The organism is Psychrobacter aestuarii (genome assembly GCF_904846035.1).
Classification (GTDB): Bacteria; Pseudomonadota; Gammaproteobacteria; order Pseudomonadales; family Moraxellaceae; genus Psychrobacter; species Psychrobacter aestuarii.
Genome location: NZ_CAJGYT010000001.1, coordinates 573,631 through 587,645, shown reverse-complemented (window position 1 = coordinate 587,645; position 14,015 = coordinate 573,631). Strand labels below are relative to the sequence as shown.

Genomic DNA, 14,015 nt, shown 5'->3' with positions numbered 1-14,015 from the left:
GTATATCACTCAGGCAAGTTGATCCAAACGGGGGTTAAAGGCGCTTCTGGCAACAGATCTTGATAGATGTGTGGATAATAGGCGTTGATAAAGTACAAGCCATCACCTGATGCGGTCGGCGGGGCTATGGTGCGGTCTTTTTTTGCCAAAATCTCTAAAAAATCATGAGGCTGTAGCTCATGCTTGCCAATGGCGTGCAGCGTGCCCATCAGGTTACGCACCATATGATGTAAAAAACCATCGGCTTGAATGTCGAAGACAATGAACGCGCCGTGTTGAAAAAGACGCGCATGACTGACGGTGCGTACAGGCTGATTGGACTGGCAGGCGGCGGCGCGGTAACTGCTAAAGTCGTGCGTACCTGTGATATATGCTGCCGCTTGCTGCATCGCAGGCAAATCAAGCGGTTCATAGATATGGGTGACTTGATTTTTTAATATGGCAGGGCGCTGCGGCTGATTGAGCGTGATGTAACGATACCGGCGGGCAATGGCTTTAAAGCGCGCATGAAAGTCCTCAGGCATCGGCTGAATCCAGCGCAGCGCAATATCATCGGGCAGTAGGCTATTGACCCCGCGCAGCCAATTGTTGGTAGGGCGGTAGGCGGTGGTAACAAAATGGGCAATCATATTGCTGGCGTGCACGCCTGCGTCCGTCCGTCCTGCCGCGACCACCTCGATAGTCTCGTTCGCCACTTTGCTGATGGCTGACTCCAACACTGCCTGTACGCCTGTGACCTCTTTTTGCCGCTGCCAGCCACGATAATGCGTCCCTAAAAACTCAACCGCAATCGCCAAGGTGTAAGTGGGCGCTGCAGTTAGGGCGGATGTGGTAGGGGTCATCGACATAAGGGGTCACCATAAAAACAAAAACAAGTAAAACAATGATCAGTGCCGCGTGCTGGTATTTTGACTGATGGTATAGCTCCAGCGCTGACGGCGACGGGTCGGTGTGTCGTAGTGTAGCAACAGCCACAGCAAGCGCGCGTAAATTGCTGAGATGGTCAGGCGCTCACCTGCAATGACATGATGCTCGTATTGCCAGCTGCCTGCAGCATAACTGGCACTCACGCCGCCAAAGGCGCATTGACTGGCGCAAACCACCATATGACCTTGGGCATACGCTTGGTCCAAGGCGTCAGCTAAGGCTTGCGAATGTGGCAGGTTGCCAGCACCAAAGCCTAAAAGGATGATGCCGCATGGCGCTTTTTTGGATAAGGCGTTTAGTTGTTGACACAACACATCAGCATCGTTAGGCAGGCAGTATAGTGCGTGTACGACTGCCTTTTCTGCACGCGCTTGAGTCGCGTTGAGGGCAGCAGTTCTGTCATCAAGCCAGTGCTGGCGGCGTGCGACGGGTAGATCTTTTGCATAGCTGCTGGCAGGGTAGGCAGCGCGCCCATGCCCTGTAAACGCCATTAAGTCGTGGCTGTGAATTTTTTGTACGGTTTGCGCAGGCCAAGACTCGCCGCCAAAGCATATCTGTACGCCGCTGTTGCCATAGGCCGCTAAGCGCAGCGCGGCAGAAAAGTTGTCCCACGCATCACTGTCAGTGTCGCGCTGGTAGTGGCTGACGATGTTGCTGTCGAGTAGGGGACGCATGCTGCCAGTTAAGACGATACAAATGTCACTGCCTGCAAAGGCTTCCGCCAAAAAAGCGCCCAAGTAACTTAAGGTATCGGTACCTGTAATCAATACGAACTGACGTTGCCCTTGTTCATACGCTTTTAGTATTAAGGTATAAAAATGCATAAAGTCGCAGGCATGGAGCTGACTGCTGTCTTTAATCAAGCTGTTCTCAAGCCATGAAAAATAAGGCAGCTCATCGGTCAAAAACGACTGCAATACCGGTAAAAACACATCGACATCCAGTGGTGCCAAGGGTTGTCCATAGCTGCCAAACGTGCCGCCTGCGTAAATGAGTTTTACATCTGTACCGTGCTTAGAATCAGAGGTAGATCGCTGCATAAAAATGCCTATAACAAAAACACATACGTCCTATAAGCATTGCTGCTTACAAGACGCATGTTAAACCATAAGAAAGAGAAAAAATTGCTATCAACAGTGAATAATAAAAAAGGGGCAGTGCCTATTACTATTAACTAAGCAATACGGGCTAGCAGCGTATTTGCTTGCTGCTGCTGCTCGCTATTGCCCTGTGACACTACTTCTTTTAACAGTCGCTTGGCACCATCGTATTCACCGATGCTGAAATATTGCTCAGCAAGTGCCAATGTGGTCTGATTGCTGTCCAAGGTTTTGACAAAATCAAAGGCATTATCTGTTGGTGGTAGCAAGCTGTCATCTGTTGGCGCATCAGAGGTCGGCATGATGGCAGAGGCATCCTCAGTGGCGTCCTCTACGACAGGAGACTCATCGGAAATGAGCGCATCGATGTCAAAATCATCATCAAAGAGCATAGGCTCTTCAGCTGCGGGCTGTGCAGTTTCTGTTTCAGCCGCTACGGGTGTACTGCTGTTGTCTACAATGCCAAATTCTTCTTCAAGATTAAACACAGGTGTTTGTGCAGGTTCATCAGTACTGTCTGTAGTGGGTTCTGTCACGTCAGCTGCTTCATTGCTGTCAAACAGCGTAAAGTCCGCAAAGTCGTCTTGTGCGTCTGCTTGTGGTGCCGCAGTTGGCGCTGCTTTATCTGCTTCGCTGACTGTCTTTGTGTCCAATATGAGGGCATCGGTATTGTCTTGCGCCGCGCTCACATCCTCAAAACCAAAGTCAATGGCGTCATCGTTTTTGATAGCATTGTCATCAGTACGGCTGTCATCTGTGCTTAGCGTAAAGTCATCATCGATGTGCGCAGTGACATCGCTGTCTGCACTTGATGTGCGATGGATGTCATCGGCATTCGCATCTTGCAGCAATGAATCAAAGTCGAGGGTAAAGTCATCATCTAGCGTGCTCGGCGCAGGGGTGTCCGCTTGCTCAGTGTTTGCTGTATCAGCATCGCGCGTTACTGGCGCTGTAGACGTGTGCTCAGGGGCATCAAAGTCCAGACTCAGCGCGTCCGTTGTGTCGTTATCGATGGCATCATCTTGCGTAATAGGGGTCAGTGTTACAGCTTCTGCGGGTGTGGCTGCCTCATCTAATGCTTGATTGCTTGGTGTTTGCGCATCTGTTGACGGGGGTAAGTCCAGTACAAAATCATTGTCATTATCAAGCGTATCGTCTGAGCGCTGCTCAAAGCTTTGTATCGGTGCTGGTGATGCAGGTTGCGTCGGTGCGTCGGTAGTGCGGGTTGCTGGGTTTAAATCATCTAAAATTAAATCAAATGACGCGTCATTGTCATCCTTGGTATCAGCCACAGGCGCTGCGGTAGGGGCACTTGTTTGCTGCGTTGGTGCAGCTGCCTTAGCGGGCGCAGCAGCGGCGACAGGCTTGTCTTCTTCAATCTCAAAAGCCAATCCACCAAAGTCACTGCTATTGTCGCTTTGTGCTGGCGTAGATATGGGCGCAGCTACTGGCGCTGGTGCACGTGTCTCATCAAACTGTGCTTTGAGCTGCTGCGCTTGCACCATCGTGACAGGGTCGGCATGCGTCTCAAGCTTGGCGTAAGTCTGATAAAAAGCCTCTGGCTGCTGCGTTGCATTATGGACTTGGAGCAGCTTTAGCAATAAGGCGCTGTCGGTCGGGTTGGCAGCCAGACCACGGTCAATCGCTTCGATGGCTTTGTCATAGCGCTGCTGATCCATAAAGCGCTGAGCGACGGTGAGGTTGTCAAACTTAGTGATAGGCTCAGGTGTGGCATTGGTACGCTGAGGTGCGGCGCTGCTGGTATCTGCACTGCGTGTGCTTGGTTTATTGATACTTGGTGCTTGTGATGGCTTGTTTTTGCCACGCATCACGACAAAAGCGATGCCTGCAATGATGACCAATCCCACAATGATGTATAGCATATTGTCCATAAAAACTCCCGCGCCTGCGTGTCCTGTTTATAATCGTTCAGTCATTTGATGCGATTATCAATTACTTAATTCTTGCAAATGAGCCGCTAGCTCAATAGCTTTTTGATTTTTTATTGGTAGCTCTGCGCGCTGATAAGCGGCAGTAGGCAAGGACGCAATGGTCTGTGTCCGTACCACGGTGTGGCTGCTGCCCGTTAGGTCAGATAACATAGCATCATCTAGCATATCATGGCTACTGTTAAGCGCGATATTATTATTCGCACGGGTGTCATCCAAAAACTGCGGACGCTCAGGGAGGACGGTGCGTTGAATGCGGCGGGTGGTCTGTATGTGTACAGGCGTCAGTTTTGGCTTGGCGGCGGTTTGTAGCTGCTCAGCTGGCGTGTCGGGCTGTGCGCGTCGTAACATGCGGCGCGTCGTTTGGATGTTCGTCGTGGCAGCAGATGGCAACGCTGTAGCTGCCTGCAAAGGCGCTTCTATCACTGTGGCTGTCGGCTGGCTACGCGGTAGTGCAGGCAGCTCGGTCACTTGCTGTGCGGCTAAGGGCTGTGCTGTCGTTTGACGAACCAGTACAGTATCCAGTGCTTGCGCTAAGTCAACGGGCTGCTGCACCGTGATGGCGCTGCGCTCGGTTTGCGCTTGATGTACGTTTTGCTGCGCGAGTAATGGTGCATTAGCATTGGTGCTTATCGGGGCGCTTGGTTGCGCACTGGGCAGCGGCGGCATATGGGTGATGGTCTTGACCAATAGCGGCGTTTGCGTCAGCGCTTGCTGTGCAAGGAGTGGCGCGTCAGGCATGCGGGTCTTTGCTGCACTTGGTAGCGGCGGCATCACATCGGTTGCGATAACGGCTAACGGCTGAATCGCTGTAACTTGCTGCGCCATCAATGGCGTATGTACGGGCGTATGCGATGTTATCGGCGCAGCGCTCAGCGGTGGCGGCGCACTATTTTGTACCATCAGTGGCGTGTGCATCAAAGCTGGACGCACCAAAGGCATCAGCAGGGTTTTAGGAATGATGTCACGATCGCCATTATTATTAACCGTCAGCACCACATCCGCAAAAGGCATGGTAATCGGCTGAGTGCTGGTCAGTACGATGCGACCATAGTCCACTGAATCAGCGACGAATCGCGCTGATATGGTCGGGTTGTGCGTCAGTCCCATCTCTTGATACAGCACATCGCTCGCCAAATAGGCAGAAAAATGTGCTACATCAACGTCACTCACCCCAATACTGGCCGACAGTGGCTCGTTTTGCGTAGAGTGTATTTGCAAGCTACCAAAATTGGCGGCTTGTGATGAGAGGGATGCCGTTGCCCCATAAGTACACAGGGCAATAAATACCGCATAAGACACGCTGTTCAAACGATAAGGATGCGCTACCGACCAAGACATGGGTTGTCCCTTATAAGAGCTGATAAAATACCAACGACCATCAAAAGATAGGGTCAAAAAAATAATCATCACGTCCATACATAAGTGACAGATAAGACAATCTTACTTCACAGATTATGTACAAATACGCAAGGCATTGACACTTTTATAACAAAATACACCATCTTTTGCCAGCTTATTTATAACCAAATTTTGTTGGCTAGAGATTGGCATGTAATTTTAACCGTTAGTTTGTCTTTTTTTCCAGCAGCATCGCATCACCGTAACTAAAAAAGCGGTACTCATTGGCAATCGCGTGTGCGTAGGCAGCTTCAATCTCTGCCTTGCCTGAAAATGCCGCAACCAGCATCAAAAGGGTCGATTTTGGCAAATGAAAATTGGTCAATAAGCGGTCAATCACCCCAAATTTAAACCCAGGGTAAATAAAGATATCGGTATCGCCCGACCATGCGCTCAGCATCGCGCCATCTCGTGCGGTCTTTTGATATGCCGTCTCGAGCACGCGCGTGACCGTCGTGCCAACCGCCAATACCTTACCGCCTTTGGCATGCGTGGCATTAATCATATCTGCCGTATCTTGCGGTAGGTGCGCGTATTCGCTGTGCATGGTGTGGTTTAATAAGTTGTCTGTTTTCACAGGGGCAAACGTGCCTGCGCCGACATGCAAGGTCACAAAGGCGGTCTGTATGCCTTTATCGGCAAGTTTTTGGAGCACATTATCATCAAAGTGTAGGCTCGCGGTCGGTGCGGCGACGCTGGCAAGTTTGCTTGGGTCATGAAAGACGGTCTGATAGCGCTGATTGTCTGTCTCATCGGCGCGGCGCTCAAAATAAGGCGGTATCGGCAGCTCGCCAAAACGCTCCAAATCAGGCAGGACAGGCGCGTCAAAACTCACCACGAATAAGTTTTCTTGACGACCCAATACGACCGCGCCCATCTGATTGTCTGCCAATAGGATGCGCTGACCGACTTTGGGCGCTTTGCTGGCTTTGATGTGGCACAGTGCCAAATGCTCGGTTGCTGAGTGGCTATCGTCTGCGGCAATAGTGTCAGGCAGCTCGGTCAATAAGCGCTCGACCAGCACTTCCACACGACCGCCTGTGTCCTTTTGTCCAAACAGACGCGCTTTCATGACCTTAGTATCATTAAAAACGATCAAGTCATTTTCGCCGAGCAGGTCAGGCAAGTCGGTAAACTGATAATCCTGAGCCGTACCGCCAGCGGGCAAGTGTAGCAACCTTGACGCAGAGCGCTGAGCCAATGGATAGCGTGCAATCAGCGCATCGGGCAGCTCGTAATCATAGTCGTTTACGCTTAGGTAATCGCTGGTGGTGTCTGTAGGCGTGTGGGCAGCATCGGTCATAGCAGTCATAACTTATTAAAGGGTGTTAATATTTTGGCGCTAGTGTAGCAGAAAGCGGCAAAAAAGTGATGTTTTGCTTTACTAAAAGGAAAGGAGCTAAGGGCATAAAATAGCCTAAGTAAAATTAAACTCTAACACCAAACAAAGCTCGCTACTCAAACAAACTTGGCTGACTGTAAACCTCTTGCATCGGTTGTAGTGAAGAATAAGTCACGCCGACCAAACGAATCGGTAGTTCACGGGGAATGCTGGTAAACAGCTTATCGAGCCAATGATGGGCGTCGGTCAGTTGCAAAAAAGCAGACGACGCCGTATGCGCGCGGGTGACTTGGCTAAAGTCTGCGTATTTAACTTTTAAGGTGACGGTAAAAGCGGTCAGTTGCTTTTTTTGTAATTGATGAAAGGCATCGGCGTTTTGCGCGTAGATATGCTGCATCAGCTGCGCGTTGTCATTTAAGTTGTGATGAAAGGTGGTCTCCGCACCGACCGACTTGTGCTGGCGGGTGGCTTTGACAGGGCGATTGTCCATACCATGCGCGATATCGTGATAAAACTGTCCGCGCTTACCAAAGGTCTGCACCAGCGTCGCCGCCTCTATCGCGCGTAGGTCCGCCCCTGTATGTACGCCCATCTCATGCAGACGCTTGGCGGTCGCCTTGCCAATACCGTGAAAGCGCTCAATGGGTAGGCTGCTGATAAAGGCGTGTGCATCCGCAGGCGTGATGACGGCAATGCCGTTGGGCTTGTTAATGTCTGAGGCGATTTTGGCGAGCATTTTATTAAACGATACACCTGCCGAGGCATTAAGTCCTGTCACGTCTTTAATCTGTGCGCGCAGATGATTTGCCATAAGTGTTGCCGAGCCTTGGTACCTCTCCAGTCCCGTGACGTCCAGATAGGCTTCGTCCAAGGACAGCGGTTCGACCAGCGATGTTAATTCATGCATTAATGCGCGAATCTGAGCACTGATGGCGCGATAAATTTCAAAGCGCGGACGCACAAAAATAGCATTCGGACAACGCTTGCGTGCCTCAAAACAAGACATTGCCGAGCGCACACCAAAGGCGCGTACTTCGTAGCTGGCAGCCGCCACCACGCCGCGCCCATCAGGATCGCCACCGACCACGAGCGGCTGTCCGCGATAGCTGGGGTTGTCCCGCTGCTCGACACTGGCATAAAAAGCATCCATGTCGATATGGATGATTTTACGTAGTAGGGGCGCACTATTTTCAGTCATGATGACGCGTCATGGGCATCGCTGTCTTGGCGCTTGTCCACCTTGTGTTCATCTTCGGTACGGTCAATTTTCCAGTAGCTTGAGACATACAGATGAGACTTTGACACGCTGCGTGTGTGTTTAAAATAATCGCGCAGCTGGCGCATGCTATGAAATTCACACGCTACCCATACACTTGGCTGCCCGTCTTGCCATGTCAGCGCTCGTATTTGCTCAAGCAGTGGGCTGTGCGTGGCGCTGGTAGTAGCATTAATGACCCAAATCACCTCTACGCCTGCGGGCTTGACTAAATCTTGTTTATCCATTTCAGAGGCAATTTCAATCACTGCATAGCCTGTGGCATCCGCTGGCAGTTTTTCTAAATTAACGCTTATCGCAGGCAGCGCGGTCATATCGCCTGCGAGCAAAAACCAGTCAGCATCAAGCGTCATCAGCTTGGCAGGACCTGGACCACCGATGCGAATGGTATCGCCGATTTGCGCATCCAATGCCCACTGTGAGGCAATGCCCGTCTGCTCATGTACCACAAAATCCACATCAATCTCGGTATCACGCTGGGTGCGGATGGTATAGGTACGCATCAATGGGCGCTCGCTGCCTGCTTGATCAAATAACAGCTTGATATAAGCGCTTTCTTGGTCTTTTGGAAAGTCGTGCATCTCTGCGCCTCCCAGTGTGATGCGGCGCATGTGCGGGGTGATTTGCTCGGCATGTAGGACTTGGAGCGTTCTTGGGGCAGGTTTTGGCATAAGGGTCATTCCTGATGGGTCGGTGCGGCTAAAGGCGTGCGGTCATGAGCCAACGTGCCTGCGTGGGGCAGCAGCATACGCTGTGAAAGCTGTAAAAAAAGCGCCAGTTGCTCATCATCAAGCTGCTCGGTGATGGCCTCTGCCGCCCACGCTTCAGCAATCTCCAGCTTGGCGATGACCTCATCACCTTGAGTGGTGAGTGACAATAAGGTACTGCGCTGGTCGTGTGGGTTGGTCGTTTTATAAATCAGCTTTTCGCTGAGTAACGCATTTAGCGCGCGGGTGATTTGCGCTTTGTCCCGCTGGATGTGCTGGGCGATGGACTGCGCGGTGCTGTGCGGTCGATGGCGAATGCTTTTGAGCGTGCGGATTTGGGTGATGGGTAGCGCTATCCCTTGCTGATGAATGCCTGTGCGCAGCAAATGGGTATAACGGTGCATCAGTTGATGCAAGGTATCACTTAACGATAAAAACGACATAAAGCGGGCGCACCTGATAAAAACAGTCGTGCTTACTATATAAATATTGGTTGATAGTGTCAACTATACAAACCAAAGACAAACGCAGCAACTTATGGCATAAGTGGCACATTTAAATGACATTTATGATGTTTTTGCGGTTGTGCTGGCGCGCGCTGGCAGTTATATTAAAAGGGCAGACACGATGGATTTTGTAGATAAAATCCATCGTGTCTTTTTTTATCGCCGCTTTATAACCGCTCGTTTATTCGTCAAGGACGCGCAAGGCGCACCACGGCCGATGTGATACAAGGATAACAAACCATGGATACCTTAAATGTTCTCTACTTGGTAGGGGCATTGTTGATATTTGCAAGTATTTTAGCCAGTACCGTCTCTGCACGTTTAGGTATACCTTTGTTGCTGCTGTTTTTGGCTGTGGGTATGTTGGCAGGCGAGCAGGGCATTTTGGGTATCCATTTTTCACAATATGGGCTGGCCAACTTTATTGGGCAGGCGGCGCTGGCGTGTATTTTGTTGGATGGTGGCCTGCGCACCTCCTTTCGCTCGTTTCGCGTGGGGCTTAAGCCTGCGGTGGTGCTGGCGACGTGGGGCGTGTTGGCTACCGTGCTGGTGCTCGGCGCGTTTGTGACATGGCTGCTAAACGTCGATTGGCGCATCGGTATGCTGATGGCAGCGATTGTCGGCTCGACCGATGCGGCGGCGGTGTTCTCCTTGTTGCGTCATGGCGGGGTCAAGCTGAATGCACGGGTACAGGCGACCTTAGAGTTAGAATCAGGCGCGAACGACCCCTTGGCGATTTTGCTCGTCACAGGACTGATTGCCTTGAATGTCGACCCTGATGGGCAGACAGTGTTTGGTTTTGTTTGGTTGTTGGCACAGCAGATTGGCTTTGGCTTGGTATTTGGGCTGCTTGCTGGCTACTTACTGGCGCGTCTGATGCCCAAACTGCATTTGGCAGAAGGTATGTACGCGATTTTAATCTTATCAGCAGGTTTGGCGGTATTTGCGGCGACCAATTTGATAGGCGGTAGCGGCTTTTTGGCCATCTATCTTGCAGGCGTCATTATTGGTAATACCAAAGTGCGTGCGACTGAACATGTGCTGCGTGTGATGGACAGCTTTGCATGGCTGTCGCAAGCGGTATTGTTCGTGGTGCTCGGTCTGCTGGTCACGCCCTCTAATGTGCTAAACGTCTGGCATTATTCCGTCGCCATCGCCGCCTTTATGATTTTTGTGGCGCGTCCTATTGCCGTCTTTAGTAGCGTCAAACCCTTTAAATTTAAAAACCGCGAAGCAGGCTTTATCTCGTGGGTCGGCTTACGCGGGGCTGTGCCGATTACGCTTGCCATTTTGCCCGTCATGTCCTCGGTACAAGGCGCATTTTTGTTGTTTGATATCGCCTTTGGTGTGGTGGTGGTGTCGCTGATTTTGCAAGGTATGACCATCCCGATGATGGCGGACTGGTTTCGCGTGCGTATCCCCAGCCATGATGTGCCCAAAGAAGAGCATGAGGTGTGGGTGTCGGATGCCGCGAGCATCACCCTCTATGAGTTTGAGGTCAAAGAGGGCGCGTTTGCCATCGGGCGACACCCAAAAGACATCTCCAACAGCGTCAATGTCAATGAAATCCACGTCTTTGCCTTAGTGCGTGATGAGCAGCTGATTGTGGTTGAGCCAGACACGCAGCTTGAGTACGATGATATCGTGTGGTACGCCATGCGCGGCGATCACGCCACAGAGATTGCCAAAATCTTTAACAATACCAAATTTAACCGTCAAAAAATGAACGATTTTTATGGCGATTGGCTGCTATCGCCCAATGTCAAAATTGCCGATTTGCCCTTTTTTAAAGACGTCCAGTCTTCGGTGGTTTGGCAGCAGACGGTCGCGGAATTTGTGCTGAGCAATCTGGATGCCAACCCTGTATCAGGCGACACCGTGGTGATTAATGAAGAATGGTCACTGGTCATTAAAGAAGTCGATAGTGGCGGTATGCTGCGCAGTATTGGGCTAAAACATCATCAGCCAAAGACGGCGTAGGATTGATTACTTTTTTAACTTATTATAAGGAGTCATTATGTTTACCCATGTCGTCGTTGGTACCAATGATATTACTGCCGCCAAGCTGTTTTATGATGCCGTCTTAGGCACACTGGGCATTAAAGCGGGAGTGGTCAAGGATAATTCAGACGGTCGCGTGATTTATATGCAGGACGGACAGTTCTTTGTGGTGACGCGTCCGATTGACGGTGAGGCTGCGACATTTGGTAATGGCATGACCATTGGCTTTAGAGCGCAAAGTGCTGCCGCAGTAGATGACTTTTATCATACCGCCATGAGACTCGGTGCAGTCAGTGAGACGGTGCCGAATCAGCGCAACAATGGCATGGCGGATATTTATGTAGCGCACGTGCGTGATTTGACAGGTAATAAGCTGTGCGTGGCTTGCACGCTGTAAGTGATATAAGAAAGTAGGACAAGATGCTAAGAAATAGCGTTTGGTGGTAGGGTATTGCCAAGCGCGATAAGAATAAGTGTTCGTTAGCGCTACGATAAGCCAAAAAAAAGCCCCAAGCATCATCGCTCGGGGCTTTCTCAAATGGTACCAGTGGTCGGACTCGAACCGACACGCTTTTAAAGGCAACGGATTTTGAATCCGTCATGTCTACCAATTCCATCACACTGGCATGTAAGGCGTAATCATTATTGTCAAAAGACGTTTTGATTACTTAATTGGGCTACAGTGTTCGCTGTATAGGTTGCGTATTCTAGCAGAATATTTTGGACCGTCAAGCATTTTTTATAAAAAATTTATATTTTTTACTTGGCGGCGCATCCAGCCCTGATATTTCCTGATTAACCAACGAACGCACGCTCAACCACGTAGTCTGCCTGCACGCCCATACGTGGTGATACGGTCAAGCCATAGCCGTCAAGCAGCTCTGAGACTTCAGCGTTGAACGGCATGCTGCCGCACAGCATCACGCGGTCGTCTTCTTTATTGATTGGTGGCAGACCGATGTCTTCAAAGAATTTGCCTGATTTCATAAGGTCAGTGATACGACCTTGGTTGCGGAATTCTTCACGGGTTACGGTTGGGTAGTAGATGAACTTTTCGCGGTACCATTCGCCAAAGATTTCGTCATTTGGCAGCTCATTTTCGAACATGTCACGATATGCCAAGTCTTTGGTGTGGCGCACGCCGTGGACGAGGATGATTTTTTCAAAGCGCTCATAGACCTCAGGGTCGCGGGCAAGGGCTAAGAACGGCGCAAGACCAGTACCCGTTGAGAGCATATATAGGTGTTTGCCTGGCAATAGGTCGTCAAGTACCAAGGTGCCCGTTGGTTTTTTGCTGACCAACAGCTCATCGCCGACTTTGATATGTTGCAAGCGTGAGGTGAGCGGGCCATCAGGTACTTTGATTGAGAAAAACTCTAAATGCTCTTCGTAGTTGGCGCTCGCGATAGAGTACGCGCGTAATAGCGGACGACCGTCAACCACGATACCAATCATGGCAAACTCGCCATTACGGAAGCGCAAACCGTCATCACGGGTGGTTTTGATGCTAAATAAAGAGTCGTTCCAGTGGTGAACCTCTGTAACCGTTTCGGTGCGAAGTTTTGACATAAAGTCCTCGTTAATGACCTGTTATGGTATAAAATAAAAAGGTATCTGCGTATGATTAAGGTCAAGAAGATGCGTCGGGCAAAGGATTTGCATAGGGACGCTGCCCAGTACGCCAATAGGGGGTTGACCTTACACAGCCGACACACCTGCGCGGCATATCAATAGGACATACCGTTTGGCAGATGTGAGTCGTTCTCAATAGATATTCCCGCTCATCATAACAAACTTTAAAATAAAAATCCGCCAAGCGAGACGCAAGCGGCATGATAAAATGGAATATCGTTAGCGAGATATGTGTCATTATGGTGCATTGACGCGATTATACAACAGAGTCACACAAGGATACGTCATGCCAAGCCATGCGCTGCCGATTATCGGTTATCATCGCTCACCATTGTCACAAAAGTTCGGCGCGCCAAGACAGCCCAATCTGGTGGCTGTGCCCAGTATCATTGAGATGCTGCCGCCGTATGCAGACCCAGCGGCATTCGTGGGGTTAGAGGCATTTTCGCACATTTGGGTCAGTTGGCAGTTTCATAAAAACCGCCCGCAAGCGGCGGATGCGCCGTTTCGCAGTCAGGTACGTCCGCCAAGACTGGGCGGCAATCAAAAAATCGGCGTGTTCGCCAGTCGCAGTATGTATCGCCCCTCAGGGCTTGGGCTGTCGGTGGTGGCGCTTGCATCCGTGCAAGTGGTCGATGGGCGCGTGCAGCTGCATCTTCAGGGCGCAGATATGATTGAGGGCACGCCGATTGTGGATATCAAGCCATACATTCGCTATAGCGATGCTATTGGCGATGCCGTAAGCGGCTTTGCGCCAGAGCCGCCCACGCAGCACGCGGTACGGGTCTCTTTTGAGGCAAAAGAGCAGTTTGCAGCCTGTCTGCACAAGACACCTGCCGAGACGATGCCCACGCAGGTGCCGTTAGTCGCCGCAGATTTGGCGCACATTACCGCGCTGATTGCGCAAGACCCGCGCCCCGCGTATCGCCGCGATGAGGTCGGCAGCCTGTTTGTGATGCGTTATAAATGCGTGGATGTGCAGTTTTGCCAAGCGGACGATGGCGCGCTTGTCATTGATGCCATCGGCTTGTATTGATGCTTATGTATTCTTATTAACCAACTGTCGGTATATTGCACAAAAGTGCATTTCAACGCGTTCAGATGGCGTGCGAGTGATTGCAATTCAAGCGCCTGCGCGTCATCATAGGGCTTTATTATCATGATTAAGGACCGC

12 protein-coding genes and 1 tRNA gene are annotated in these 14,015 nt (G+C 50.8%); 3 read left to right on the top strand and 10 right to left on the bottom strand.

Going from position 1 to position 14,015, the window contains the following annotated elements; translation table 11 throughout:
* Window positions 1-5 precede the first annotated feature (5 nt).
* From truA to JMW05_RS02290, 8 genes are all read right to left on the bottom strand, one after another.
* Window positions 6-848 carry a tRNA pseudouridine(38-40) synthase TruA gene (truA, locus tag JMW05_RS02325; protein WP_227691409.1) on the bottom strand — a complete coding sequence of 281 codons (843 nt, stop codon included), beginning with the start codon at window positions 846-848 and terminating at the stop codon, window positions 6-8.
* 39 nt (window positions 849-887) lie between these two features.
* Window positions 888-1,967 (bottom strand): asparaginase, encoded by a 1,080-nt coding sequence (locus JMW05_RS02320; RefSeq protein WP_201503804.1) that lies wholly within the window; start codon window positions 1,965-1,967, stop codon window positions 888-890.
* A 134-nt stretch (window positions 1,968-2,101) separates the two neighbouring features.
* Complete coding sequence (locus JMW05_RS02315; RefSeq protein ID WP_201503803.1) at window positions 2,102-3,919, bottom strand: FimV/HubP family polar landmark protein; 1,818 nt, start codon at window positions 3,917-3,919, stop codon at window positions 2,102-2,104.
* 57 nt (window positions 3,920-3,976) lie between these two features.
* The gene (locus tag JMW05_RS02310; RefSeq protein WP_201503802.1) at window positions 3,977-5,317 is read right to left on the bottom strand and encodes a type IV pilus assembly protein FimV; all 1,341 of its coding nucleotides are present in this window, start codon (window positions 5,315-5,317) and stop codon (window positions 3,977-3,979) included.
* Window positions 5,318-5,543: 226 nt separating this feature from the next.
* Window positions 5,544-6,680, bottom strand: coding sequence for a tRNA preQ1(34) S-adenosylmethionine ribosyltransferase-isomerase QueA (gene queA / locus JMW05_RS02305; protein ID WP_227691408.1), 1,137 nt, complete (start codon window positions 6,678-6,680; stop codon window positions 5,544-5,546).
* A 151-nt stretch (window positions 6,681-6,831) separates the two neighbouring features.
* Entirely contained in the window at window positions 6,832-7,917 is a 1,086-nt protein-coding gene (dinB, locus tag JMW05_RS02300) for a DNA polymerase IV (protein WP_201503800.1), read from the bottom strand.
* Window positions 7,914-8,666: a siderophore-interacting protein gene (locus JMW05_RS02295; protein ID WP_201503799.1), complete on the bottom strand. Its 753-nt coding sequence runs from the start codon at window positions 8,664-8,666 to the stop codon at window positions 7,914-7,916. Before JMW05_RS02295 ends, dinB begins: the two co-directional genes overlap by 4 nt.
* 5 nt (window positions 8,667-8,671) lie before the next feature.
* Entirely contained in the window at window positions 8,672-9,145 is a 474-nt protein-coding gene (locus tag JMW05_RS02290) for a MarR family winged helix-turn-helix transcriptional regulator (protein ID WP_201503798.1), read from the bottom strand.
* A gap of 303 nt (window positions 9,146-9,448) precedes the next feature.
* Here JMW05_RS02290 and JMW05_RS02285 point away from each other — a divergent pair, with 303 nt between their 5' ends.
* Both JMW05_RS02285 and JMW05_RS02280 read left to right on the top strand, forming a co-directional pair.
* The gene (locus JMW05_RS02285) at window positions 9,449-11,188 is read left to right on the top strand and encodes a potassium/proton antiporter (protein ID WP_201503797.1); all 1,740 of its coding nucleotides are present in this window, start codon (window positions 9,449-9,451) and stop codon (window positions 11,186-11,188) included.
* 37 nt (window positions 11,189-11,225) lie between these two features.
* Window positions 11,226-11,606 carry a VOC family protein gene (locus tag JMW05_RS02280; RefSeq protein ID WP_201503796.1) on the top strand — a complete coding sequence of 127 codons (381 nt, stop codon included), beginning with the start codon at window positions 11,226-11,228 and terminating at the stop codon, window positions 11,604-11,606.
* Between the two features lie 142 nt (window positions 11,607-11,748).
* On the opposite strand, the gene JMW05_RS02275 is transcribed toward JMW05_RS02280, so the two are convergent.
* Both JMW05_RS02275 and JMW05_RS02270 read right to left on the bottom strand, forming a co-directional pair.
* A tRNA-Leu gene (locus tag JMW05_RS02275) sits at window positions 11,749-11,835 on the bottom strand.
* A 169-nt stretch (window positions 11,836-12,004) separates the two neighbouring features.
* A complete protein-coding gene (locus JMW05_RS02270) occupies window positions 12,005-12,778 on the bottom strand; it encodes a ferredoxin--NADP reductase (protein WP_201503795.1) in 774 nt (257 codons plus the stop codon).
* 349 nt (window positions 12,779-13,127) lie between these two features.
* Between JMW05_RS02270 and tsaA the strand changes: the two genes are divergently transcribed.
* A complete protein-coding gene (gene tsaA, locus JMW05_RS02265; RefSeq protein WP_201503794.1) occupies window positions 13,128-13,877 on the top strand; it encodes a tRNA (N6-threonylcarbamoyladenosine(37)-N6)-methyltransferase TrmO in 750 nt (249 codons plus the stop codon).
* The last annotated feature ends 138 nt before the right edge of the window (window positions 13,878-14,015 follow it).